This is a genomic window from Kiritimatiellia bacterium (assembly GCA_026417735.1).
In the GTDB taxonomy this organism is placed as follows: Bacteria; Verrucomicrobiota; Kiritimatiellia; order PWTM01; family PWTM01; genus CAACVY01.
The window spans coordinates 129,238-153,742 of sequence record JAOACR010000017.1; the positions used below are offsets into that span (position 1 = coordinate 129,238).

The 24,505-nt window shown below is 67.6% G+C and carries 25 protein-coding genes and 1 tRNA gene; 7 read left to right on the forward strand and 19 right to left on the reverse strand.

Annotated features, from left to right (window positions below):
- Positions 1-20: 20 nt before the first annotated feature.
- Positions 21-320: a hypothetical protein gene (locus tag N2652_08860; protein ID MCX7819304.1), complete on the reverse strand. Its 300-nt coding sequence runs from the start codon at positions 318-320 to the stop codon at positions 21-23.
- Positions 321-470: 150 nt separating this feature from the next.
- Between N2652_08860 and N2652_08865 the strand changes: the two genes are divergently transcribed.
- The 3 genes from N2652_08865 to ybeY are packed head-to-tail and all read left to right on the forward strand — an operon-like array spanning position 471 to position 4,214.
- The gene (locus tag N2652_08865) at positions 471-1,472 is read left to right on the forward strand and encodes a PhoH family protein (protein ID MCX7819305.1); all 1,002 of its coding nucleotides are present in this window, start codon (positions 471-473) and stop codon (positions 1,470-1,472) included.
- A complete protein-coding gene (locus N2652_08870) occupies positions 1,469-3,850 on the forward strand; it encodes an HDIG domain-containing protein (protein ID MCX7819306.1) in 2,382 nt (793 codons plus the stop codon). The genes N2652_08865 and N2652_08870 overlap by 4 nt, the downstream gene beginning before the upstream one ends.
- On the forward strand, positions 3,807-4,214 hold the full coding sequence (gene ybeY / locus N2652_08875; protein ID MCX7819307.1) for an rRNA maturation RNase YbeY: 408 nt from the start codon (positions 3,807-3,809) through the stop codon (positions 4,212-4,214). Before N2652_08870 ends, ybeY begins: the two co-directional genes overlap by 44 nt.
- 641 nt (positions 4,215-4,855) lie before the next feature.
- On the opposite strand, the gene N2652_08880 is transcribed toward ybeY, so the two are convergent.
- Complete coding sequence (locus tag N2652_08880; protein MCX7819308.1) at positions 4,856-4,978, reverse strand: hypothetical protein; 123 nt, start codon at positions 4,976-4,978, stop codon at positions 4,856-4,858.
- A gap of 48 nt (positions 4,979-5,026) precedes the next feature.
- Between N2652_08880 and N2652_08885 the strand changes: the two genes are divergently transcribed.
- Both N2652_08885 and N2652_08890 read left to right on the forward strand, forming a co-directional pair.
- Positions 5,027-5,111, forward strand: a tRNA-Leu gene (locus tag N2652_08885).
- A gap of 64 nt (positions 5,112-5,175) precedes the next feature.
- The gene (locus tag N2652_08890) at positions 5,176-6,453 is read left to right on the forward strand and encodes a tagaturonate epimerase family protein (GenBank protein MCX7819309.1); all 1,278 of its coding nucleotides are present in this window, start codon (positions 5,176-5,178) and stop codon (positions 6,451-6,453) included.
- Between the two features lie 102 nt (positions 6,454-6,555).
- On the opposite strand, the gene N2652_08895 is transcribed toward N2652_08890, so the two are convergent.
- The 16 genes from N2652_08895 to N2652_08970 all read right to left on the reverse strand — a co-directional run bounded on the left by N2652_08895 (position 6,556) and on the right by N2652_08970 (position 21,114).
- Positions 6,556-6,969: a hypothetical protein gene (locus tag N2652_08895; GenBank protein MCX7819310.1), complete on the reverse strand. Its 414-nt coding sequence runs from the start codon at positions 6,967-6,969 to the stop codon at positions 6,556-6,558.
- Between the two features lie 25 nt (positions 6,970-6,994).
- Positions 6,995-8,299 (reverse strand): hypothetical protein, encoded by a 1,305-nt coding sequence (locus N2652_08900; GenBank protein ID MCX7819311.1) that lies wholly within the window; start codon positions 8,297-8,299, stop codon positions 6,995-6,997.
- Positions 8,296-9,576 carry a hypothetical protein gene (locus N2652_08905; GenBank protein ID MCX7819312.1) on the reverse strand — a complete coding sequence of 427 codons (1,281 nt, stop codon included), beginning with the start codon at positions 9,574-9,576 and terminating at the stop codon, positions 8,296-8,298. Before N2652_08905 ends, N2652_08900 begins: the two co-directional genes overlap by 4 nt.
- A gap of 17 nt (positions 9,577-9,593) precedes the next feature.
- Positions 9,594-10,067 (reverse strand): hypothetical protein, encoded by a 474-nt coding sequence (locus N2652_08910; protein MCX7819313.1) that lies wholly within the window; start codon positions 10,065-10,067, stop codon positions 9,594-9,596.
- A complete protein-coding gene (locus N2652_08915; protein MCX7819314.1) occupies positions 10,064-10,546 on the reverse strand; it encodes a type II secretion system GspH family protein in 483 nt (160 codons plus the stop codon). Before N2652_08915 ends, N2652_08910 begins: the two co-directional genes overlap by 4 nt.
- A complete protein-coding gene (locus tag N2652_08920) occupies positions 10,521-11,081 on the reverse strand; it encodes a hypothetical protein (protein ID MCX7819315.1) in 561 nt (186 codons plus the stop codon). The genes N2652_08915 and N2652_08920 overlap by 26 nt, the downstream gene beginning before the upstream one ends.
- Entirely contained in the window at positions 11,078-11,467 is a 390-nt protein-coding gene (locus tag N2652_08925) for a hypothetical protein (GenBank protein ID MCX7819316.1), read from the reverse strand. Before N2652_08925 ends, N2652_08920 begins: the two co-directional genes overlap by 4 nt.
- Positions 11,468-11,594: 127 nt before the next feature.
- Positions 11,595-12,236 (reverse strand): hypothetical protein, encoded by a 642-nt coding sequence (locus tag N2652_08930; protein ID MCX7819317.1) that lies wholly within the window; start codon positions 12,234-12,236, stop codon positions 11,595-11,597.
- Entirely contained in the window at positions 12,223-13,167 is a 945-nt protein-coding gene (gene pilM, locus N2652_08935; GenBank protein ID MCX7819318.1) for a pilus assembly protein PilM, read from the reverse strand. The genes N2652_08930 and pilM overlap by 14 nt, the downstream gene beginning before the upstream one ends.
- 40 nt (positions 13,168-13,207) lie before the next feature.
- Entirely contained in the window at positions 13,208-13,645 is a 438-nt protein-coding gene (locus tag N2652_08940) for a type II secretion system GspH family protein (protein MCX7819319.1), read from the reverse strand.
- A 91-nt stretch (positions 13,646-13,736) separates the two neighbouring features.
- The gene (locus N2652_08945; protein MCX7819320.1) at positions 13,737-14,159 is read right to left on the reverse strand and encodes a type II secretion system GspH family protein; all 423 of its coding nucleotides are present in this window, start codon (positions 14,157-14,159) and stop codon (positions 13,737-13,739) included.
- A gap of 163 nt (positions 14,160-14,322) precedes the next feature.
- On the reverse strand, positions 14,323-14,766 hold the full coding sequence (locus N2652_08950; GenBank protein ID MCX7819321.1) for a prepilin-type N-terminal cleavage/methylation domain-containing protein: 444 nt from the start codon (positions 14,764-14,766) through the stop codon (positions 14,323-14,325).
- 372 nt (positions 14,767-15,138) lie between these two features.
- On the reverse strand, positions 15,139-16,542 hold the full coding sequence (lpdA, locus tag N2652_08955; protein ID MCX7819322.1) for a dihydrolipoyl dehydrogenase: 1,404 nt from the start codon (positions 16,540-16,542) through the stop codon (positions 15,139-15,141).
- A 30-nt stretch (positions 16,543-16,572) separates the two neighbouring features.
- Entirely contained in the window at positions 16,573-17,952 is a 1,380-nt protein-coding gene (locus tag N2652_08960; GenBank protein ID MCX7819323.1) for a 2-oxo acid dehydrogenase subunit E2, read from the reverse strand.
- 35 nt (positions 17,953-17,987) lie between these two features.
- Entirely contained in the window at positions 17,988-20,285 is a 2,298-nt protein-coding gene (locus tag N2652_08965; GenBank protein ID MCX7819324.1) for a dehydrogenase E1 component subunit alpha/beta, read from the reverse strand.
- Positions 20,286-20,340: 55 nt separating this feature from the next.
- On the reverse strand, positions 20,341-21,114 hold the full coding sequence (locus N2652_08970) for a DeoR/GlpR family DNA-binding transcription regulator (protein ID MCX7819325.1): 774 nt from the start codon (positions 21,112-21,114) through the stop codon (positions 20,341-20,343).
- Positions 21,115-21,226: 112 nt separating this feature from the next.
- On the opposite strand from N2652_08970, the gene N2652_08975 reads away from it, so the two are divergent.
- Complete coding sequence (locus N2652_08975) at positions 21,227-22,324, forward strand: hypothetical protein (GenBank protein ID MCX7819326.1); 1,098 nt, start codon at positions 21,227-21,229, stop codon at positions 22,322-22,324.
- Positions 22,325-22,505: 181 nt separating this feature from the next.
- Entirely contained in the window at positions 22,506-23,273 is a 768-nt protein-coding gene (locus N2652_08980; protein MCX7819327.1) for a PorT family protein, read from the forward strand.
- A 21-nt stretch (positions 23,274-23,294) separates the two neighbouring features.
- Here the strand turns inward: N2652_08980 and N2652_08985 are convergent, their stop codons facing one another.
- Complete coding sequence (locus N2652_08985) at positions 23,295-24,497, reverse strand: RtcB family protein (protein MCX7819328.1); 1,203 nt, start codon at positions 24,495-24,497, stop codon at positions 23,295-23,297.
- Between the last annotated feature and the right edge of the window lie 8 nt (positions 24,498-24,505).

The following is a 24,505-nucleotide window of genomic DNA, read 5'->3' on the forward strand; positions in this document are numbered from 1 at the left end:
CTGCTGTCTGGTGCTGTTGTTCAGTAATACGAGGCGCCATAGCGCTGCGCCAAGTCCGCCGTCGTCGTGCCGTTCGCACCGTCCACGCCGTTCCAGATCGCGAACACGATGTTCACGTACGGAATCAGCATCACCCACTCGCGCCAGTGAATCTCCTTCCCGTCGTTGTACGCGCCGGCCGCACGCACGCCGAAGCAGCAACCCGCAATGAACCCCATGATGCCTCCCCGGCCCGTCTGCGCCTGGGCCGCCGGCGTGGACAGTGCCGTCACCAGCATCGCCGCCGCGACCACCGCACCCGTAATACGCGTCACTTTCATCGCCACCTCCATGCCGCCCGTCCGAATCCGAAGGCGACGTCTTCGCCCGGCAATATACCGCCTTCGCCGGCCTCCGCCAACGACTGAAACGCTCCCCTCACGCCCGCCCGGCGTTGACCCCGCCGAGGAGACTCACCACACTTGCACCCGATGGATCGAACCGAGCTGACGATCGTGTTCGACAGCCCCCGCGAGGCGGCGGACCTCACCGGCCCTGGCGGCCAGTGGCTGGATCGGCTCGCGGAACCGCTCGGCGTGCGGATGACCGCCCGCGACACCTGGCTCAAGATCGAGGGTCCCCGCGATCGCGTCGACATCACCGAACGGCTGTTTCGGCTCCTTCGCTCCGCGCGAAGCCGCGGCATCCTCCCGCGGGAACAGGGCGTGTTCTATGCGCTGCGCGCAATGCTGGAAGGCCGCGAACGTGAACTCGAGCGACTGCTGGCCACCCGCATCGCAGTGGGGCCGGGGATGGCGCCGGTGTCGCCCCGGACGTTCGGCCAGCTCCGCTACGTCGAGGCGATCGCGCAGCGCGACTGCACGCTCGGCATCGGACCCGCCGGCACGGGCAAGACCTACCTCGCGATGGCGATGGCCGTCTCCACCCTGCTGCGCGGCGATGTCGGCCGCATCATCCTCACCCGACCCGCCGTGGAAGCCGGCGAAGCGCTCGGCTTTCTTCCCGGCGACATCGAACAAAAGATCCTCCCCTACCTGCGTCCCCTCCGTGACGCCCTCTACGACATGATGCCCGCCGAGGACATCGAACGAGCGACCGCGCGCGGCGTGATCGAGGTCGCGCCCCTGGCGTTCATGCGGGGCCGAACCCTGAACCACGCCTTCATCATTCTGGACGAGGCGCAAAACACCACGCCCGAGCAGATGTTCATGTTCCTGACCCGGCTCGGCTTCGACTCCAAGTGCGTGATCACCGGCGACCTGACGCAGACCGATCTGCCCGCCGGTCAGACCTCCGGACTGCTCGAGGCGCGCGAAGCCCTGGACGGCGTGCCCGGCATCGCGATCTGTGAGCTCGACGACTCCGATGTCGTCCGCCACGATCTGGTGCAGCGCATCATTCAGGCGTATCGGCGCTGCCGGGAACGGAATCCACCGTCCTCGCGGCGTCTGCCGCGGAGCCGCCGTCGATGAACCGCGGGTGGCCGCGCGGGCGGCAGCGCGAGCGCCGTCGGCTCGGCGACGAGCCGGACCTGCCGGCCGCCCCGCAGGTTGCTCGCAACCGATGGGCGTGGGCGGCCGGCGTGGTGCTCTGGGCAGTTTCTTCCCTGTTGTTGTTGGGTGTGTCGCCGGTTCTTCATGTCCCGCTGCTGCCCGGCCAGCGGGCGCCCGTCTCGATCATCGCGCTCACCGACTTTGAGGCCGTCGACAGCGCCCGCACTGAGCTGGCACGTCAGCGCGCCGCCGACGCGGTGCGCCCCGTCTTCAGCATCTCGTCGGCTCCGCTCGCCGCTGGGCTCCGCGCGTTCGAACGGCTGATCGAGCATCTCGCCACGCTGCGCCGCCGCGCGCCGTCCCCTGACGAGGCGCGGCGCGAGCTCGCCAACGCGCTCCTGCTGCTCGGACTCGATCTGCAGCCGGAGGAAGCACTGACCATCGTCCCAGAACCCGGCGAAGCCGCCGCCGCGCTCCGGGCGCTCACCAACGCGCTCGCCACCGTCTGGTTTGACGGCATTGCGGACGCTGCCGAGCGCGACGGCCCCCTCGCCGAGCTGGTGCGACAGGGTCAGTTTGTGATCGAGACCAGCGGCGTCGCTGCACGCGTGGCGGACCTCGCGGCGGTGCGGACTCCCGCCGAGGCGGCCGCGGAGTTTGCACGGCTGGCCGCGGCCGCCGGCCTGCGCACTCCGACCGACGCGCTGCGGCGGCTCGCGATTCCGTGGCTGCATCCGAACCTCGTCTACGCGCCGACGCTCACCGAGATGCGCCGCCGCGAGGCGGCCGCGCGGGTCGAGCCGGTGATGGCCTACATCCGTGCCGGCACCACACTGATCGAAGCCGGCGAAACGGCCGACGAACACACCGTCGCTCGGCTCGCCGCACACGAGCGGCGGTTGCGAGAGCGGATCCGCCCGGCCGACGAATGGCTCCGCCGGCTCGGCCGGTCCGGCATGCTGGCGGTCGCCGCCTTCGCAAGCTTGCTGCTGCTGTTCGTCGCGGCACCCGAGCATGTGAAGCAGCCGTCGTCGCTGGCGCTCTTCGTTGTGCTCGGCACGCTCACCATGGGCGGCGCCCGGCTCGCGGTCGCGCTCGTCATGAACGGAATCTTGCCGCGGCCATACGGCGATCACGCGCTGCCTACCGCGCTCGGCGCGCTGCTCGGTGTGTTGCTGGTCGGCCGACCGTTCGCCGCCGCAGTCGGCAGCTGGAGCGCACTCGCCGTCCCCGCATTGGCCTCTGCGCCGCTCCCCACGCTGGTGCGCGGCGTCGCGATGATCGGTGCCGCTCTCATCGCGGCCCGACACGCGCGCAAGCGCTCCCTGATCTTTCGCGCCGGACTATGGATCGGACTGGCCGGCGCCACCGTGACCGCCGTCCAGGCGGTCGAGGTCCGGGATCCACTGCCGGTCGTGCTGCCACAACTGGGCACCGTCGTCGCCAACGGCCTGGGGATCGCCGCGATCGCGCTGCTCGTGCTGCCACTGCTCGAAACGGTGTTCGGGCTCTCCTCGGACATGCACCTTCTGGAGCTCAGCGACCCCTCACACCCGCTGCTCCAACGCCTCGCCGCGAACGCGCCGGGAACCTACCACCACAGCCTGATGGTCGCCACCCTCGCCCGCGCGGCGGCCGATGCGATCGGTGCGAACGGGCTGCTCGCCCGCGTCGCGGCGATGTATCACGACATCGGCAAGCTCGCGAAGCCGCAGTACTTCGTTGAAAACGCCCCACCTGGCGCCAGCCCTCACGCCGAGCTCTCTCCGCAGATGAGCACATTGGTGATCCTCTCCCACGTGCGCGAAGGCCTGCAGCTGGCCCGCGAACACCGCCTCCCCGCGCCGATCCGCGAGGCGATCGAGCAGCACCACGGCCGCTCGCTCATCTCGTTCTTTTACAGCCGAGCGCTCGATGCCCACCAACAGGCCTCGCGGCTCGGCCATCCGGTCGGTGCCCCGCCGGAGGAACGCGACTTCCGATATCCCGGCCCGCGCCCGCGCCGTCGCGAAACCGCGCTGATCGCTCTGGCTGACGCGGTCGAGGCGGCCGCCCGCTCGCTGTCCAATCCCTCGCCGCGCCGCATCGAACGACTCGTGCGCGAACTGGTCCGCCAACGCTACGCGGACGGCGAACTCGACGAGTGCCCGCTCACGCTCGCGGAGCTGCGCCGCGTTGAAGATGCCTTTGTGTTCACGCTGACCGCCATGTACCATGGCCGCGTGCCCTATGATGCCGCCGCGCATTCGGATCGCCAACCGCCAGCCCCTCCCGATCCGAACCGCTCTGCTGCGGCAGCTGACCGCCTGGCTGATGACACGCGCAGCGCGGCGGAGCAGGCGCAGGCGCTGGGCTGAAGTCACGCTGATTCTTCTCAATGACCGTGCGATCTCGCGCGCCCACGCGCGGTGCTTCGGGGCACCGCAGTCCACCGATGTGATCAGCCAGGCGTACCGCCCCGACGCGATCTCCGCGGAGTGGTGCGGCGAGATTCTCGTCAACGTCGCGGCCGCGCTCCGCCGCTCGAAGAATCCGGCCGGCGCCAGCCGCGAGCTGGCCCTCTACGTCGCGCACGGCTGCGATCACCTGACCGGAGGCCGCGACGACACCCCCGCCCGTCGCCGCGCAATGCTCGCCCGCAATCGGCGCGCGCTCAAGGCTGCCCGCGCTGCGGGGCTGTCCCTCCATCTGCTCGGTCCGCCGGCCGCTTCCTCCCCATGAGCGAATTGGTCCGCGACGTTGGCATTCCACTGAAGTTCACGCCCTGGCGGACGACCTCCCGTTACGTTCACTGGTTCACCCGCACGCACGGTCGGCTCGTCACACTGATTCGCGGCGCGCTGCGGCCCAAGAGCTTCTTCCTCGGCCAGTGCGACATCTTCGCCACCAGCGACCTGGTCTTCTACCGGCGTGCCGGCGACGCGGTGCACCTCGCGCGCGAGTGCCGCCTCGTTCGTCCCCGGCCCGCCCTGCGCGAACACTGGCGGGCCGCGATCGCCGCCTCGAGCGCCGCCGAGCTGCTGATGCAGTCACTGCCGCCGCAGGCCCCCCAACCTCGCCTCTTCGATCTCACCTCGGCCTGGCTCGATGCGCTGGGCGCTCTTCCTTGCGCACAAACCGCGCTGCTCTGGTTCGAACTTCAGTTCCTCGTGCTGGAAGGGCTCGCTCCGAAAGTCGATCGCTGTACCAATTGCGGGCAGGCCGAAAGCGCCGCCGAGACCGCGGTGCTCATCCCCGCCGCCGGCGGCTTCGTTTGCGGCCCCTGCCGTCTGCGGCGCTACAGCCGTCACGACGCTTCCCCGCTTCCCCCCTCCGCAAGGCTGGCGCTGCACCAGTGGCGTGCCAACGACAGAACGCCCCCGTCAACCCCGCTCTCCCTCCAGGATCTCGAAGCCCTCGCCGGTGCGCTCGGCGCCTTCCTGCGCCACCACCTCCACGCCCCCCTCCCCGGCCGCGAGCTGGCACTGGAGCTGCTCCGCGAACACGCCACGGGCTTCGCAGCCGGCGCGCTCTCTCGTACAATCGCCCTGGCCGGGCGAGTGGCGAAACTGGCAGACGCGCAAGACTTAGGATCTTGTGGAGAAATCCGTGGGGGTTCGAATCCCCCCTCGCCCACCACAACGCCGAGCGTCCCGTCGTTCCCAACGTCGGCGACCACCGACTCCACACCGGAGACCTCCCGATGAGCTGCCACCCCCCCGAATATTCCCTGGGCATTGGTGATCGGTTCGGCCAGCAGGGCGAAGCGCAGCTTTCCGCCTTCGTCGCCGCCGCACGCGACGGCATCCAACTCACCCCCGTCTGGAACAAGTCCCACCGCGAGCACCAGTTGATCGGTTCCGTGCCGGCGGACGTGCGCCGCGAAGCTGACGCGGCCGTCCGCATCCTGCGCTGGAACGGTCCCTATTTCGTGGACGCCGACCACATCAGCCCCGCCACCGTCAACGCGTTTCTCTCCGCCTGCGACTGGTTCACCGTGGATGTCGCCGGCGCGATCGGCCGACGCGCGCCGGAGGACGCCCTGAACGCGTTCGAAAACACTTGGCAACCATGGACACGGCGCGCGCTCCCGCTGCCGGGCCGTCCATCGCGATGGACACCAGCACAGAACGAGCTGCGTCGCGCCGCAGAAACCTATCTGGATGCGATCCGCGAGGCCGCGGTCACTTGGCATATCATCCGCGAACACATCGGTCCGCGAACCGTACGGCTCGAGATTTCCATGGACGAAACCGACCGTCCCCAGTCCCCAGCCGATTGGCTCGTGATTCTGCTCGCGATCGCGCACAGCGGCCTGCCGGTCGCCACGCTCGCGCCGCGCTTCCCCGGCGAGTTTCACAAGGGCGTCGACTACGCCGGCGATCCCATCATCTTCGAGCAAACCCTCGAGCAGTTCATCGAGCTCGTCCGCATCGTCGCTGCCGAGACCCCGCTGCATCCGGCGCTTCGTCTGAGCATCCACTCCGGCAGCGACAAGTTCAGCCTCTACCCTTGCATTCGCGCAGTGCTGCAGCGCAGTGGCGCCGGGCTGCACGTGAAGACCGCCGGTACTACCTGGCTCGAGGAAGCCACCGGCCTCGCCGAGGCGGGCGGCGACGCGTGGGCGCTCATCCGGGACATCTACCGCGCCGCTTGGAACCGGTTCGACTGCCTCGTCGCGCCCTACGCGGCGGTCGTCTCACTTCGCCGCGAACAGCTGCCCCCGCCGGAGGAGATCGCAACATGGTCCGGTGAACAATTTGCGGCCACGGTCGCCCACAATCCAGCCTCTCCCCGGTATCGGCCGGCGCTTCGACAGTTCATGCACATCGCATATCCCGAGGCCGCGCGACGCGGTGCCGAGTTTCTTGACGCCCTGCGCGCTCATCGCGATCACATTGGCCAGCGCGTTCGGGCGAATCTGCTCGACCGCCACATCCGCCCGTTGTTTTCTCCTGCCGGCGCGGCGCTTCCTGCCTGACGTGCGGACCCGGCCGGACAACGCATCGCTGCGGAGCCGCTCCGCTCGCCCGCGGCAACCCCTCTCGGCAGGGCACACAGCGAGCGCACCCCGCGCCGCCAGCTACGGCACGGGCAATTGGGTCACCGTCGCCACCCCCTCATAGCGACCGGCTGCATCCTGCACCAACACATAATTGTTGCCGACCGCATCTCCGTTGCGTTCGTACACCGCAGTAAAGCCCCCCGAGGCGCGGATGCGGCCGAGCGCCGGGTCCGAAACCGACCATCTCAGCGGTATCATCACGGGCGGGCCGGCGATCACCTTGTTCGTGCTGGTCGCGGAGATGCCCAGGTTCGTCACCGCATTCACCACGGCCTGAAACACCACCGTCTGCCCCGCCGCAGTGAGGTTCGTGGACGAAGGCTCGATCTGAAGCTCCTTGTCCACCGGCTCGACCGTCTCGCAACCGAACATCGCCCACACCGCGGCGCCCGCCATCACCGTCAGTACCTGCCAGCGCATCGGGTTCTTCATGCTGCTCCTGAGCCACTGCACCGCCTTACAGCTCCCGCCACTGCCGAGGCTGCAGCCGGACGGCCGCATTTGTCTCGAGGCCGGGAACGGCACCTGGAACGATACTGCGATTGTAGTACAGCGCTACGCTTTGCGAAAGATTCGCGGCAGAACCGGCATAGCAGAGCCCTTGAATGTAAACGGACTGTGAAAGATCGAGCAGCTCCCCGGCGTAAATGAATCCGGAGGCCTGCGCTGCCTGTTTCATGTCGATAGTGCCGGGCGTCACCAACGCGCACCGGGTCGCGACAATGCTACTCTGTTTCATGTTGATCCGGTTGCCCGCGTAAATCACCGCGTTGCTGCCGATCCGGGTGTTCTGGCCCATTTCGAACACCGTCCCGCACACAACTGTCACACCCGGTCCAATCTGCGCGTTCTGCTGGAGCGAAAAACCGCCACTGACGACCAGCACCCCGCCCGGCGGCGTGCTGGTCAGCATTTTCGACTGCTGCAAGGAGGCGCTGCCCGACCAGAAGTTGTTCGTCCCGCCGAGGTTCACGTTACCGCTCCAATTCAGATTGGAGGAATGCCGCACGCTCGTTTGCGCGAGAAGCGCCTGGTACCAGCTCCAGTCAATCTGTGGAACCTGCGGCTGCACAATGTAGTACGGGTTCGCCGGACTATTGAAGGGATAGGAACCGCCATAAATGGCAGAGGACTGCCTGAGCGAGATCGTTCCGCCGATGTACGCCTGATCGTACACTACCGCACTCTGGCTCATGTCCAGATTACCGAGGCAGTACAGCGTCTCAAAAATCGCCGCCGACTGCGACATCGAAAGATTGCCCTGGCAGTATACGTCACCGTAAATGGAGACGCTCTGCGCCAGATTAATTCCGCTGGCCCCCGCAATTAGTGCAAAATCATCCCAATAATCGAACGTTTCGAGCACAAACTCTTGAGCGAGCCGGCGGCTATGGCGCGTGTATCTGTTGGTTCCCGTCGCGAGCACGAAGTACACGTTGCCCGTGCGTGCGACGCTCGCGCTTCCCACCGTGAGGCCATTCGTAAACGCAATCAGATTGGGTGAATTGCGAAAGCTCGGGTCCGTGTACAGCCGTGCACGCGCCTGCGCCAGAGCCGATTCAGCCGCCCAGAAACCCTGAAGCGACTGCATCCGACGCACCGCCTCCGTCCTCGCCGCGCCTGCGCTGGAAATCAATCCTGCTCCCACCAGTGCAACGACGACGGTCACCCCCATCACCAGCGCCAGCGACGCACCCCGCTTGGGCCTCCGCGAGCGAGCTCGCCTGACCCTCACCGGCTCCAGCCACCACCACGAGTTCATAGTTCCCTCCATTCCGATGGCGTGATTACAATCGCATTCGTTGTTCGCAGACCCGGCGGCAGCGCCAACGGCAAGGAAGCCGGGCTATACTGCATCGTCACACCCTGGGACAGCAACGCTCGGCGGCCCGCAAACCCAAGTCCTGTGATCATCGCGCTCTGCGAGACGTCCAGGAGGTCCCCCGCATAGAGCAATCCCGTAGCCTGCGCGGCCTGCTTCATCTCAATGGTGCCCGGCGTCACCAGCGAGCAACGCGTGGCCACGATGCCACTCTGCTTCATCTCGATCGCAGAGCCCGCATAGACCAGCGAATTGGGTCCAATGCGCGTATTCTGACCCATCGCGAACACGCCTCCACAGACGATCGTCACCCCGCTCTCGATCCGCGCATACTGCTGAAGCTGCAAAGAATTTCGCACCACCAGCACACCGCCGGGCGGCTCACTGTAAATCCGCCGCGAGGCTTTCAGCGACGCGTCGCCCCGCACAAAAAGCACCCGATTCGACAAGTTGATGTCTTCATTAAAGTTGAGGCCGGAATCCTGGGTGGCCGCCTGCGCCAGGAGCCCCTCGTACCAGCTCCAATCGATCCGCGGTATCGTCGGCTGCACCAGATAGTAGGGGTTTGCCGGACTGCTGAACGGGTAGGAGCCCCCATAGATGATCGAGGACTGGCCGAGCTGGATCCGGCCTCCAACAAAAGCCTGGTCATAAATCGCGGCGCTTTGACTCATCGAAAGGTCGCCAAGACAGTACAGACTCTCAAAAACCACCGCCGCCTGGGCCATGCGCAGGCTGCCCTCACAAAACACGTCACCGTAAATCGCAATGCTCTGACTCAAATCGCACCCGCTCCCACCAACGAACAGCGCGAAATCATCCCAGTAGTCATACACCTGCATCGTGAACGTTTGCCGCACTCGCCGGCTCAGGCGGGCCACGCCGTTCGTGCCACGGGCGGTCACCGTAAACACCTGGCCGCTCCGCACCACGGTCGCTTCCGCCGCAACCGGCCCATTCGTCAGCTCGACCGGCGAAGGGTTGTCCCGGTACTCGGCCACACCGTACAGCCGCTGTCGCACCAGCGCCAGCGCCGATTCTGCCCCCCAGAAACATTGCAAGGACTGCTGGCGCCGAACGGCCTCGGTCCGCGCCGCAAGTGCGCAGGCCAGTAGGCCCGAACCAATGACGCCAAGCACCAGCATCAGTCCCAGCACCACCGGGAGCGCCGCTCCTCGTTGGCTGGCGCGGCCGCCGCTGGCTGCTGCGGCGCTCATCGATCCATCCTCCACGATCAGTTGCGCATCGTGATCGAGTTCGAAATCGACAACGTCTGACTGGCGGCGGTCTGGACGGACAACCGGACCAACAACCGGCTGCCGTCCAGCGCGACATCGAACGCGACCAGCCGGTCATTGATGAGCGTCTGGTCGTCACCGCTCCGGGACAGATCCGGGTCATACACGAAATCACCGGTCCGGTTGTCGTAGAACCGGCAGCCCTTCGGACGGAACATGTTGGTGCCGAACGTTACCGATCCGGACCCGAGCGTCACCTCGGAGGGCGACGCGCTCCGGCCGGTTCGCTGCAAGAGCTCCAGCGCGTAGCTCATGTCCCTCTGGAGGTTCAGCGCCTCATTGCTGCGGCGCAGGGCGGCATAGACGAAGTAGAGGACCGATCCCAGCGCGATCGCGAGAATACTAGCCGCCACCGCGGTGGCCAGCAGCTCGACCACCGTGAATCCTCTTCGCGCGGACCGCCCGCTCATGGCGCAAAGTACGCCCATAGCGTCACACTGTTCGGCTCGTTACGCCGGTACTTCACCACCACCCGCGCTTCCAGCACGTCATAGCTGGGAGCGCCCCCGTCCACATCCACGTAGCGAACCGTCGTGGTGATCGGGTAGTCGTAACCGAGCATTCGGATCACCTCCCCGGGGTCGGTCAGCGAGTGCTGCCAACCGGTCGGGGTCCGCCGCAGGTAATAAGTGATGTAGTCCTGGGAAGTGGGCTTGATCGCATCAAAGCCGGCGGATCGCAGCTCTTCGAGCCGGCTGTGTGCGAACTCGATCGCGGTCCGCTGGTTCCGGGCGATCGCCACCATTCCGCTCGACAGCGCCACAAACGCGCCCGCAGCGATCGCGATCACCGCCAGCAGCAAACTCGCCCAGATCACCTCGACGAGCGTCGCACCACGCCGGCCAGCCCGCCACCCGCACACCTCACGGCTTGGACGAGCCTGTTTCATGCAGACGAAGCTCCACCACCGTCCCGTCCGGCGCCAGGAGTTCCACCCGGTCCGAGCCGACTCGCTGCAGCAAGTAGCCATCCACGCGCTCCCCTGCCCCGACCGTTCGACCACCCAAAATCGCCAGCGGCTCCCGTGGGTGCCGCACGATACCCTGCAGCCGCGGCGGACCGGGAGGCATCGACGGCGGTGAGGGTGTTTCCGCAGGGGCATCCGCGGGGCCCACCTCCGCAGAAGGTGGCGCCAAATTCGGCGCGGGCTCCGGTTCTGGCGCGGGCGCAGGCTGCAAGAATCTGAGCGAATCAAGCATCGCAAGAACGTCGTTCGACGCCTCGATCGCCACGCGCCGTTGCTCCAGTTCGCGGACCGCCGACAACACTGCCGCCGCCAGCGAACGATGCTCCGCGAACGGTTCTGCCGGCCGGTGACCGCACCCGCCGGCCGCCATCAGCAGCGCGCCGAGTTCTACCAACCCTTGGCGAGTCCACCGCCGGAACGCGCCGCGCCCGCACCCTCGGGTTCGAGTCCGTTTCATTTCGGATTGAACGCGTAATGGACCACAAACTCCGCCTGGTACAACGGGTTCGCAGTGGGCTGCAGCGCACTGCAGCCCAGCCGCTCGATCGTCAGCAGGTTGTTCGGCCGCTCCAGTTCGGCTGCGAAGCGAACAAGAGCGGGGAAAAATCCATCACCACGAACGGTGGCTTGGAGCATCGCACCACCCCCCTTCCCCTCCTCGATCTGCAGCGAGTTCACGGTGAAGCGCTCCCGCTGCGCGGCCTCCGTCACCACGGCGCTCAGCCGCTCTCGGGCCTCGGTGCTGCTGCGGGCGATGCGAAACCCATTGGTTATCGTCGCCAGCGCAACGTCGAGCGTCGTGCGCATCTCCGGCATGGTCTCAAAAAACAAGCGTCGCCACACGATATCCTGTTGGCAGCGGGCACAGTACGCTGCGCCACCCGCCGCAGTTGCCACGATCAACAAGAGCGGACCCGCTCGCCACGCCCACAGGTGCCACCGACTCCGAAAAAACACGCTCGAATCCATGTCAAGACGACTCCATCCCCGGCGCAGTCGCCGCCGAGCCCCGTTCCCGCAAAACCCCGCCAAAGCTCAACACATACTCGAATCCCGTCGGCCCCCGCGCCCGGCGCGTCCCAATCAATGCAACACTGCGCAAGCGGGCCCTGACCACCGGATTCGCATTCCAAGCCGCGATCAGATCCCCCTCACCTTGTGCGCTCCTGCGGTCAAATGTCGCCGCAGGCACGGCGACCTCGAAGGAAAGCGATTTTTTCTCACGATCCAACGCCACCATCGTCAGGCGCATCCCCGGCAACATCGGTTCCGTCAGCGCAATGAACAGCGGTGCAAGGTCCGCTCGCTGTTGTAGAGTCCGCTCGATCGCCGCCAGCTGGGATCGGCAGTGGGACAGTCCCATGCGCACATCGTCCGCGAACTCCGCGAGCCGGCCAAACTGGGGGTACTGCCGCCGAAACCAGCGCTCCTGCGCATCGAGCACGCGCTGCTGGGCTCTCAGCCGCAAGACGACGCGAGTTTGCTGGCTGAGGAGCACCACCAGAACCGTCCCCGTAAGCAAGAGATATCCCAGCATCAGATAAAACAGCCGCACACGCTCCGCGCGCGACGGCACCTGCCCCCGCAAGAGGTTGATTCTAATGGTCTCCATCTTCCAGACCCCGCAGCGCCAGCCCTAAACACACCGACATTCGTCGCGCCAACCCCGCGTCGGAAACGAGCGCCCGCGCCCGCCCCTCGCAGCGAATCTGCGGGTCGCCCAGCGGAATCCACTCCTCCACGGCGACAGCCAACTCCCGCGCAAGGCCCGCCCTCAAGCGCTCATCCTCCGACCGCACGCCGGTCAACAGCAGGCGCCGCGCGGCCGGCATCCCAAACCGTGCCTCCGCGTACTCTTGCTGGCTGGCGATGTTCTCGGCAAGGTAATCGCTGATCGCCTCGCCGTCTGCAGCGCCGAATACGACCGTTCGCGCGGCAGCGCGCCCCTCGCGCGAGATCTGCGCGATGTGCGCCTGTCGCCGGCCGATATCCACCACGAACACGACTTCATCGGTCGACCGGTTCCGGGCCAGCCAAAGCCACAGGTTCGCGAGCGCCAAGGGCGCAGCGTCCAACACCACCGGCACCACGCCGGCAAGCTCCAGGCGTCGCCGATACTGATCCACGGCTGCCCGCGGCGCCGCCGCAAAAATGCCCTCGCACCCCTCGCCGGAATGTCCACCACCATTGCGGCCAGCGATGTGGCAGTCCAGCACCAGCTCCGACGAAGGAATCTGCAGCGCCTCCTCCGCCTCCAAACGCACCGCGGAACGCACCTGTTCCTCCGTCAGCCCCTCATACCGAAAGTTCTGCAGCAATACCGCCCCGCCGCCGAGCGCAGTACACACCAAGCGACTGGGCATCCGCCCCCGCCGCCACAGATGCCGAATGACCCGAGCAACTTCCGCCTCTCCCGCCCCCTCCGGCACGGGTTCGTAACCGCCGTGCGTCACCGTCAGTCCGTCGCGCGAGGCTGTCACGCAGGCGGCGGCAACACCCTCCTCGCCGACGTCCAATCCTGCGATGAGCTCGCGAACCAGCATCCGAACACCACCACCGGCCTGCCCGACGCGCCCGACGCCGTCACAGACCCGAGCGCGTGAAGGTTCCGTCCTGATCCAGCGTCACCATCACACCCGCTACAGCACCGGTCGTGCCAACGCACCGCAGCAGGAACCTGTGAGGCTCCACCTCCACGATCTGGTAGTTCTCCGATTTGAAGAACTGACCCTCCAGGTCCACCGGCCCGATCCCGGGCACCACCAGTGCCGGCCCAGGTGTGATTTCAACTCCGTTTGGAGTGCGGCTGTAGTTGCGCGTCTCCGCATACATCGCGCGCCAGGCGTTTCGGATCGTCCCCAGCCCGGCTTCAGCCTCGGTGATCATCGCGCGCTTTCGATTCACCTCCATCAGCGGCACCGCAACCGCCGCGAGGATCGCGACGATCACCGCAACAATCATGAGCTCCGTCAGTGTGAAACCGTGAGCCGTGCACCGTCGCATGAGCCGACTATCGCGCATTCCGCATACCCACTCAAGCAACGCGGGCGGTGGGGGCCCGCGCCCACACCACCGCCCGCGCGGCTATCGGACCGCTCAACCGCAGGCCCGCTCACAGACCCGTGCGGGTGAACTCGCCTTTCTCGTTGAGCGTGATCGTCACGCCGGCCACCTCACCCGTGCTGCCTTTCGCCTGGATGGTGTAGGTGTCCACCCCGATCGCGGCAATCGTGTAGTCAGTGGACTTGAAGTACTTGCCCTCCAGGTCTTCCGCAGTCACACCCGGAATCTTGGTCACCGGATCGTTCTGGCTAATGGTGTTGCCATTCGGATCCTTGTTGTAGGCCTTCGTCTCGGCGTACATCGCGCGGAGCGCCGTCCGAACACTGCCGAGCGCCGCCTCCGCCTCGGTCGCCATCGCCCGCTTCTTGTTGCCGCTCATCAGCGGAATTGCGACTGCCGCGAGGATCGCAACGATCACCGCGACAACCATCAGTTCCACGAGCGTGAACCCACTCTTGCCTTTCGTTCTCATTTCCCGTCTCCTCATCCTTCATTCCGTCCGGATACCGCCGGACGGTTCGTCTTTCCTCGTACCACCCGCAGCGACACCCGCCGCTGCGTCCCGGCCTTCGCCGGCCTTTCCTCCTCCCGCCGCCAGCTCGCGCCTGCGAGACCCGCGGCTCCCCAAATCCACCTCAAATCCCGGTCGTCTGCAGATTCCCACTCTGGTCGAGCGTGATCGTCACCCCTACCGTCTCACCCGTGCTGCCCTGGCACTTCAGCACGTAACTATCTCGCGAAATCGACTGAATCGAATAGTCCGACTCGCGGAAAAACTTCCCCGCGAGGTCCCCCGCACTAACTCCCGGAATCGCGGTGAGCGGATCGCCCGCCGAAAGCTGACTCCCATTAGGATCTCGCGAGTAATCCCGCGTTTCCGCATACATCGCCCGAAGACACGAGCGCGCCATCCCCAGCGCCGCCTGCGCCTCCGTCGCCATCGCCTTCTTCTTGCCCCCACCCATCAGCGGAATCGCAACAGACGCCAGCACCGCCACAATCACCGCCACCACCATCAGCTCCACCAACGTGAAGCCGCGCGCCGCTGCACGTTTCGCTGCTGGTCGCTGAATCATCATGTGCACACCTCAGACCAAGCAATCGCCGTGCCAAAACTCTCCACATCCGCCCATGCCCGTTCCAACGCCCAAATCAGCACCACTTGCCAAGCCGACAAATAAAACGTTTTTCAAAAATGAAAAAACATTCTGATAGAGCTCTCGGACCCCCCTCCCGATCCGCCGACCCCGCCGTGGAAACGGCATTCATTGTGGTACGCGCTGGCGTTTCCACCGCCGACCCGCGTTCGGGATCCCATCACAAGGTCGGCCGGCAGTCAAGAGCGATCCGCATGAGAAGGCGTCGCGCAGCCGGCCACCTCTTTGTCCGTATTTGCCCGACGCCTGTATCGGACAGAGACGCCGTCGGATAAACCCATCCTCCACAGCACTTCAGCCGCGCCGTCGCGCGGGCGGAATGTGAACCGGATGCCCCTCCAGGACGTGCGCCGCCTCCATCCAGATCTCCCCGTAGGTCGGATGCGGATGAATCGTCCGGCCCAGCTCCTCCACCGTCAGCTCCGCGCGAATCGCCACGGCTGCCTCGGAGATCAAATCCGTAGCGTGTGGGCCGACCGCTGCGGCGCCGACCAGCCGGCCGCTCTCTTCTTCAGCAAGCCATTTCACGAAACCGGTGGACTCCCCCGCCGCCACCGCCCTCCCCAATGCGGAAAATGGGAAACGCGCCACCCTCACCCGTACATTTTGGCGGCTCGCCTCGGCTTCTGTCAGACCGACGAGCGCAACTTCCGGATGCGTGAAGATCACTCCCGGCACAAGCGTCTCGTTCGGCGAGGGCCGCCGGCCCAGCGCGTCCGACGCCGCAATCAACCCCTGCGAGGTCGCCGCGTGCGCGAGTTGCGGGCCGCCGTTCACGTCCCCGATCGCATACACTCCCGGCACGCGGGTCCGGTTCCAACGGTCCGCGCGCAGGTAGCCTTTCTCATCAGGTTCCAGCCCCGCGCGCTCCGGTGACAGCCCGTCCGTTACCGGCCGCCGGCCGACCGCCACCAGCAGACAGTCCCCCTCCATCGTCCTATCGCCCACACGCACCCGCACGCCCTCCTCCCCCGCCTCCACCGAGTCCGCGGGCCGGCCGCACAAAATCCGAATGCCCAGCTCCCGCTCCATCGAGCGCCGCACCTCCGCCCGCGCGTCCGCATCCAGCAGCAACAGGATGTCCTCCAGCAGCTCGACGATCGTCACCTCCGCGCCGGCCATCGCCGCCAGGCATGCGATTTCGCACCCGATGTACCCGCCGCCCAGCACAATCAGCCGCTGCGGCCGTTCTCTCAGCTCGAGAAACGCGCGGCTGTCGTTCACCCGCGGATGACGCGGCAGAAACGCCGGCATCGCGGAGGTTGACCCCGTCGCGACGATCACCCGCCGACTCCGGATCCACCGCGTGCCCTCCGCCCCGCGAACCGCCAGCCGGTCCGCGGTCACAAACGACGCCTCGCCCGAGAGCATCTCGACGCCGTTCGCCTTCAGCAGCGCCCGCACGCCGCCGGCGAGCCGCTCGACCACGCGGTCCTTGTGCGCCGCGAGCGCCGCGTAATCCACCCAGACACCCTCCGCCCGCACACCCATGCCGCCTGCGTGTCGCACCGCGCGCGCAAGGCCCGCCGCCGCGATCATCGCCTTGGTCGGGATGCACCCCCAATTCAAACAGGTCCCGCCCCACGCCTCCCGCTCGACGATCGCAGTTTTCGCGCCGAGCTGCGCCGCCCGAATCGCCGCCGGATACCCACCGGGGCCGGCACCAATCACCACCACGTCGTAGCCGTCGGTGCTCATCGTTGTGGCCTCCGCTGCGCCGCCATCCCCTCACACCCACGACCGCCACACGGCAGGGTCCTCGAGCCGCACCCGGATCGCGTTCGCAAAACGCGCCGCCGTCGCGCCATCCACCAGTCGGTGATCCGCCGAAAGCGTGATCCGCATGATCTGCCGCACCTCCACCCGCCCGTCGCGCACCCATGGGGTCGCGCGCGTGCTCGCCACCGCCAGGATCGCGCCCTCGCCCGGATTGATGATGGCGGTGAACTGTTCCACGTCGAGCATGCCCATGTTCGAGATCGTGAACGTGCCGCCGCTCATCTCGTCCGGCGTCAGCTTGCCCGCACGTGCCTTCTCCACCAGCGCCGCCGCCCGCTCGTGGAGCTCGAGGAACGAGAGCTCGTCCGCATCCCGCACCACCGGCACCACGAGGCCCGCGTCGAGCGCGACCGCGATTCCCAGGTGCACCCGGGTTGAACGCCACACCTGGCGGCCGTCCGTATGGCTGTTCATCTGCGGGAACTCCACCAGCGCCTGAACCACCGCCTCCGCAATGAAGTCCGTCACCGTGTAGGGCGCACCCTCTGCCTTCAGTCGCTGCCGGAACGCCAGCAGCTCGGTCATGTCCACCGGCACCGTCACAAAAAAGTGCGGCGTCGTCGTAAAACTGTGGGTCAGCCGTTGCGCGATCACCTGCCGCATCCGGCTCATCGGCTGCGGCCGTTCCGCGATCGCCCGTTGTACGTCTTCGACGCGAATGCGGCCGTGTTCGCCCGTACCGCGCACCGTCAGGATGTCCACGCCCTCGCGCCGCGCCAGTTCCTTCGCGGCCGGGGTGATCCGCAACGCAGCGTATCCCTGCGCCTCGAGCCAGGCGTTCACGTCGCGCTCGGTGATCCGCCCTCCCGGACCGCTGCCCGGCACGCGCGCCGGATCAATCGCCGCCTCCCGCGCGCGCCGACGCGCCCGCGGACTGATCCGCAGCCGGCTTGGCTCCGCCACCGGCGCCACGGGTGCAACCGGCATCGGCGACGACGCTCTCGACACGGGCTCCGGCGGAGGCGTCTCGGCCGAAACACGCGCGGGGACCGCTGGTGCGGAGGAGACCACTGCGGCCGTTCGCGTCGCGGCGGGCGCCACCGCCGAGCGCGCCGCGGGCGCCGGCGGCGCGACTTCCGGTATCGCCTCGCCCGGCTGGCCGATGAACGCGACCGTCGCCTGCACCGGCACCGTCGCGCCCTCCTTCGCGATGATTTTCAGCAGCGTCCCCTCATAAAAACTCTCGACCTCCATGTTCGCCTTGTCGGTCTCGATCTCGAACAGGATGTCGCCCTTCGCGACCGGATCTCCCTCGCGCTTATGCCAACGCAGAATCGTGCACTCCTCGGTGAACTGCCCCGGTTTCGGCATCGCAACCGCATGCGGCATGGCTCGGTTTCCTCCGATTCGGCGCCGTCCGGCGCTCACAGAATCCGGCGCGCGGCGGCGATCATGTCCTGCGCGTTCGGCAGAAACGCAGCCTCCAGAATGTGCGACTGCGGCGCGATCCCGTCTTTCGCGCCCACGCGCACCACCGGCGCGTCTAGGTCGTCGAACGCCTTCTCCACAATCCGCGACACAATCTCCGCGGTGAAACTGCCGATCTGCACCGCCTGGCTGACCACCACGCAGCGCCCCGTCTTTGCGACCGACCGCAGAATCGTCTCCTCGTCCAGCGGCACCAGCGACCGAATGTCCACCACCTCCGCCTCGACGCCCTCCTTCGCGAGCACCTCCGCGGCCTTCAACGCATCCAAAATCGCCGGCCCCCAGCCCACAAACGTCAGGTCTCGTCCCTCCCGCTTCACGTCCGCGACACCGATCGGCACCAGGTACTCCTCCTCCGGCACCACACCCTTCTCCGAATAGAGCAATTGCGACTCGACGAACATCACCGGGTTGTCGTCGCGGATCGAGGCCTTGATCAGCCCCTTGGCGTCGTACGGCGTCGATGGATACACCACGTAGAGCCCCGGGATGTGCGCGAACACGCTCTCGAGCGTTTGCGAGTGCTGGCCGCCGTAGCCCTTGCCCCCACCGACCGACGCGCGGATCACCAGCGGCAGCGTCGTCTGCCCGCCGCTCATGTAGTGCCACTTCGCCGCCTGGTTGCTGATCTGGTCCGACGCCATCAGCGCGAAGTCCATGTACATCAGCTCCGCGACCGGCCGCAGCCCGATCATCGCCGCGCCCACCGCGGTGCCGCAGATGCACGCCTCGGAAATCGGCGTGTTGAACACCCGCTCGCGGCCGAAGGTCTCCAGCATCCCCTTCGTCAGCTTGAACGCGTTGCCGTACTCCGCGACGTCCTCCCCATACAGGATCACCCGCCGGTCCCGCAGCATCTCCTCGACCATGCCCTCCTTGATCGCGTCGCGGTAGTTGATGCGCCCCTCCGCGTCGCGCTTCACCCTCGACGCGTCACGGTCGAGCACCGTTACGTTCCGAAACTCGGGCGGCACCTCGTCGCAGCGCCGGTCAGTGTACATGAAGCGGAGCACCTCCTCGGGCTTGGGGTCCGGCGCCTCCGCGGCGCGGATCGCCGCGCGCGTGTTGCGCTCCCGCACCCGCGTCTCGATCGCGGCCAGCTCCTCCGCACTGGCGACGCGCGCCTCGAGCAGCTGTCGCCGAAAGCTCTCCACCGGGTCCACCGCGCGCCAGGCCGCCTCCTCGTCCTTCGTGCGGTACTCCACGCGGGGGTCGCCGAGCGAGTGCCCGTAGTAGCGGTAGGTGATCACGTCCAGCAACACCGGTCCCTCGCCCGCGCGGCAGCGCTCCGCCGCGCGCTGCACCGCGTCCCACACCGCCAACACGTCCATGCCGTTCACCACCTCCGCGTGCAGGTTGTTTTCGGCGAACCCAGCGCCGCGCCGCGCCAGCCACCGCACGCCGAGCACCTCGTCCACCGAACGCCCCGTCATCGCGTAGAGGTTGTCCTGGATCAAGAAAATGATCGGCAGCCCGAACGGCCGGTCCCCCGCCAGGTGGTTCGTCCACTGCGCCTGCGCGGCGAAATTCAGCGACTCGAGCACTACGCCGTTCGCGTAGGCGCCATCGCCCGCAAAACAGCAGACGATGTCAGAGGCGCGCAGATACCTCAGCGCCATCGCCGCGCCGGTCGCGATCGGCACGCCGCCACCGACAATCGCGTTCGCCCCCAAGTGCCCGATCCGGAAGTCCGCGATGTGCATGCCGCCACCGCGCCCGCGGCAGTAGCCGTCCTCCTTGCCGAACAGCTCCGCGATCGTGCGGTACACATGGTCCTCCAGCACTTCCTCCAGCAGCGCCGCACCGCTCGCACTGGAGCCCGGCACGCGCGAGCGCAGCTCCGCCTCCCCCATCCGGCGGATCGCCGCACACCCTTTCGCAAGGCTATCGCCGTGGCCGCGGTGCGTGCTCGTGATCCGATCGCGCAGCCGCAGCGCCGAGCAGGCGCCGACCGACGTCCCCTCCTGCCCGATCGACACGTGCGTCGGCCCCCGGTAGTTGTAGCCGGGCAGCGGATCGTACGCGCCCGACCGGAGCCGCACGATCATGTCCTCCACCTCGCGCACGATCAGCATGTCCTCAAAAATCTCCAGCGCGGTCGCCGGTGTGAGACGCCCGGCGGCGAGTTCCCCCGCCAGCGTACCGCGGTACTGAAACCCCGGGATCCGCCCGCAGTCGATCTCAAACGGTGTGAAGTCCGGCCTCAGATCGCTCAAATAGTTCGGTTTGCTCATTCGCCTCTCCATTCCGCCCAGCGGCCCGTGCGCGCCGCCCGGCTGTTCCGCGCGATCATGCGCTCACCAGTGTCGCGCCGGCCGCGCGGATGCGGCGCGCCCACTCCGGCCCCAACCGGCCATCCGTAATCAACACGTCCACATCGCGCAGGTGCCCCGCCCGCGCGAACGACACCTTCCCGAACTTGCTGCGGTCGGCCAGCAGCACCACGCGCGCCGACCGCCGCATCACCCACTCCTTCGTGAACGCCTCCGCCGGATCGGTGGTGGTGATCTCGCCGTCCGGCCCGATCCCCATCGCCCCCATGAACGCGACATCCATCTGCAGCACGTCCAACACGTGCCGCGTCAGCGGTCCCACCAGCGTCTGGCTGAGCCGCCGCAGCTCGCCGCCAATCAGAATCGTCCGCGGCCCCTGACCCGCCAGCTCCACCGCCGCGCGCAGCGAGTTCGTCACCACCACCACGTCCTGCCGCGTCCGCAGCGCGCGCGCCAGCGCCAACACCGTGCTGCCCCCGTCCAGATACACCGTCATGCCCGGCATGATCTGCGCCAGCGCCGCCTCCGCAATCCTCGCCTTCTCCCGCGCCGCGCGGCCGGCCTTGTCCTCAAACCCCGGCTCCTCCAGCCGGCTCTCCACGCTCACCGCGCCACCGTGCACCCGCCTCAGCTCCCCCCGCCGCTCCAGCGCCGCCAGATCCCGCCGCAGCGTCGCCGCGGAGGCGCCCACCCGCCGGCACAGCTCGCCGACCCGCAGAATCCGCGCCTCGCGCAGCGCTTCGCGAATCCTCTCCCACCGCTCGACCGGCAGCTGGCCGTTTCGGATCATGATCGAATGTGATGAGTATAGCATGATTGTGATCAAATGCAATCAGAAGCGATCATGCCAGATGCCCGCGTCGCTCGCCGAGCATCGGCCGGCATGCTATAGCCACCGCCCGATGAGCGGTTCGACGGCGCCCACGCTCGCAGTCTATTTGACGCCGCACGGCAACGGCCACACCGTGCGCATGTGCGACATCGTGCGCGCGCTTCGCCGCCGCCACCCCGCCGTCGAGGTGGTGCTCGTCAGTCGGCACCCGCCGGAGTTCCTCCACTCGCGCATCGGCGATCCGACGATCCGCATTCGCCAGGACGCGCTCGATACCGGCATGATCCAGCGCGACTCGGTCCGCAGCGACCCCCACGCCAGCCTCACCGCCGCGCTCGAGCTGCTCGCGCGCTGGCCGGCGCTCGTCGAACGCGAAGCGCGCTGGCTCGCCGATGAGACGATTCGCGCGGTCGTCTGCGATATCCCCGCCATCCCCATCGAGGCCGCCCGCCGCCTCGGTCGCCCCGCTCTGGCGGTCGGGAATTTCTCCTGGAACTGGATCTACGAGCACGCCGCGCGCGACGAGCCGCGCTGGCGACCGGTCGCGGACGCCTTCCGCCGCGCCTACGCCGGCGCCGACCAGCTGATCCGGCTTCCCTTTCATGAGCCGATGGACGCCTTCCCGCAGCGGTGCGACGTCGGCCTCGTCGCCTCACCCGGACGGCCGCGCCGCGAGGACATCGCCGCGGCCACCGGCGCGCCGCCAGACGCGGTCTGGGCGCTGCTCAGCTTCAGTTCATTGGACTGGACAGCCTCCGCGCTCCAGCGGGCCGCCGCAACGCCGGGCGTGGAGTGGTTCACAGTCCGACCCCTGGCGTGGACCGCGCCCCACTTTCACGCGCTCGACCGCCGCCGGTTCCCCTTCGCGGACGTGCTGGCCTCGTGCGACGTGGTCGTGTCGAAGACCGGGTTCGGCATCGTGTCAGAGTGCATTGTGAACGACAAGCCCATCGTCTATGTCCACCGACCGGAATGGCCGGAGTCGTACCTGCTGGTGGAGGGAATCCGCGAGTGCGCCCGCGGCGTGGAGCTGGCCGCAGAAGACCTCTACGCGGGCGAGCTGGCCCGGGCCATCGAGCAGGCGCTCCAACAGCCGCCGCCCGCCCGCACCCTTCCGACCGACGGCGCCGATCGCGCGGCCGACCTCATTGCCGCAGCGCTGGGCTGAGTCGGGCGTCTCGTCGGGCCCGCACCGAACAAACAACGCGAGCACCGCCGCGCTCCCACCCCCACGGCCGCCCGCCGCGCGCGAACCCGCCTCCGGATGCTTGTCAAACCACCGGGGGGTCATCTACTTTGAACCTGGCGCCGCGGCCCGCACACCGCGGCGTCCATGGGGGAAACAAGCGATGAAGATTGGTGATCGGCGAATGCTCATCGCGGGAACGTTGGTCCTCGCCCTAAGCTCATCCTTCGCAGAGGGCTGGCGCGCGGGGGCGCGGGGTGGTCTGGCGGTGCCCCGGCTGCGCGGGGGCGGCAACGAGATCAGCCGCGGCTACGAGTCCATCCTCGCGCCGAACTTCGGGCTGACAGTCGAACGCGATCTCGACGCAGACTGGTCGGTCGCGCTGGAGCTGGTCTACAGCGTGCAGGGCGGCGAGCGCGACGAACTGCAGCCAATTACCGCGGATCTCCCCGGCCTTCCCCCGCTGCCGCCGGGCCGGTACCTCTACGCGGACTTCGAAAGCCGCAGCGAGCTTGAATACCTCGAGATCCCGCTGCTGCTCAAATGGCGCGCGAAACTCGCGGACCAGTGGCACTTCGTCGCGCTGGCCGGACCCTACGCGGGGTTTCTGTTGCACGCCGAACAGGAAACCAGCGGCACCAGCCTGATCTATCTCGATCGCGGCCGCACTCCGCTTCTGCTCGCCGGCCGGCCGCTGCCGCCGGTCTCGTTCGACCGCTCCACCGATGTGACGGACGACCTCCACACCTTCAACTGGGGCCTGACCGGCGGCGTCGGGCTGCTGTGGGACATCGGTGGGCCCCATCGGGTGTCGTTCGAGGTGCGCGGCCAGTACGGGTTCCGCGAGGTGCAAAAGGACAAGGCAAACGGAGAGAGCAACACCGGCGCGGCGCTGTTCCTGCTGGGCTACCAGTACCGCTTCGCCCCCTGAGCGGCGCCCCGCCGGCCGCGCTCAGCCCTTCACCACACCCAAGGGGCGCAACCGCACCACCGGCTCAACGAGGTCGGCTTGCGCGGCCATGACCTCGTCAATCGGCTTGTAGGCCTGCGGCGCCTCCTCCAGGTCATATCGGCCGGCGAGATCCCGATGCCGCCCACCGCCGAGCCGCTTCCAGCCGTCAAACACAATCCCGCGCATCGCGGCATCGGCCTCCTCCTTCGTGAGCTGGCGGCAGGCCTCCAACCGACCCATCCGCCGGCCTGCGCCATGAGAGGAAGACATGAACGCATCGGGATGGCCGAGGCCGCGGACGATGTAGGAGGGGGTCCCCATGCTGCCGGGTATGATCCCGATCTCACCGGCGCGCGCGGCCGTGGCTCCCTTGCGATGCACCCACACCGTCCGGCCGAAGTGTGTCTCCTCCGCCGCATAGTTGTGGTGAACGTCAATGTCCGGTTCGAAGTCCGCCTCGGGCAGGTGTCGTGCAACCGCTTCGCGGAACCGCTGCGCCATCCGGCGGCGATTCTCGCGCGCGTAGCGCAGTGCGAACGCCATGTCCCGCAGATACGCTCGCCCCGCTTCGCTGTCGAGCGGCAGACACGCCAGATCCTCATCCGGCAACACCAGCCGCCGACGAGCGCACAGCTCCCGCGCGAGCCGGTGGTAGTGGTGCGCGATCTTCAGGCCAAGGTTCCGCGAACCGGAGTGCACCATCAGCCACACGCGCCCGTCCTCACCCCCCTGCAGCTCTAGAAAATGGTTGCCGCCCCCCAGCGTGCCGAGGTTGCGCCGCGCCAGCTCCCACGCGTCCGCATCCACGCCGCCGGGCCGCGTCTCGACCTGCTCGAACCCCTCCCACGCCTGCGGCTGCCGGTGCGCATGCCCCTCCCCCACCGGCACCTCCCGGCGCAGGTCGTTGAGAATTTCCCGGATCAGTCCCGCATTCAGCCGCTCCACCGGCACGCTGGTGCGAACCGCCCGCATGCCGCACCCAATGTCTACGCCGACCGCGTTCGGGATCACCTCCTCCGGACAGGCGATCACCCCGCCGATCGGCATTCCGAACCCAACGTGACAGTCCGGCATCAGCGCGACGTGCTTCCACACCGCCGGATGCCGTGCGAGGTTCGCCGCCTGCTCGGCCGCTTTCTCGTCGAGCGGATCGCACCACGAGAGGACCGGCACGCGGCCCCAATCGGTCCGAACCCATTTCATCGCGGTCC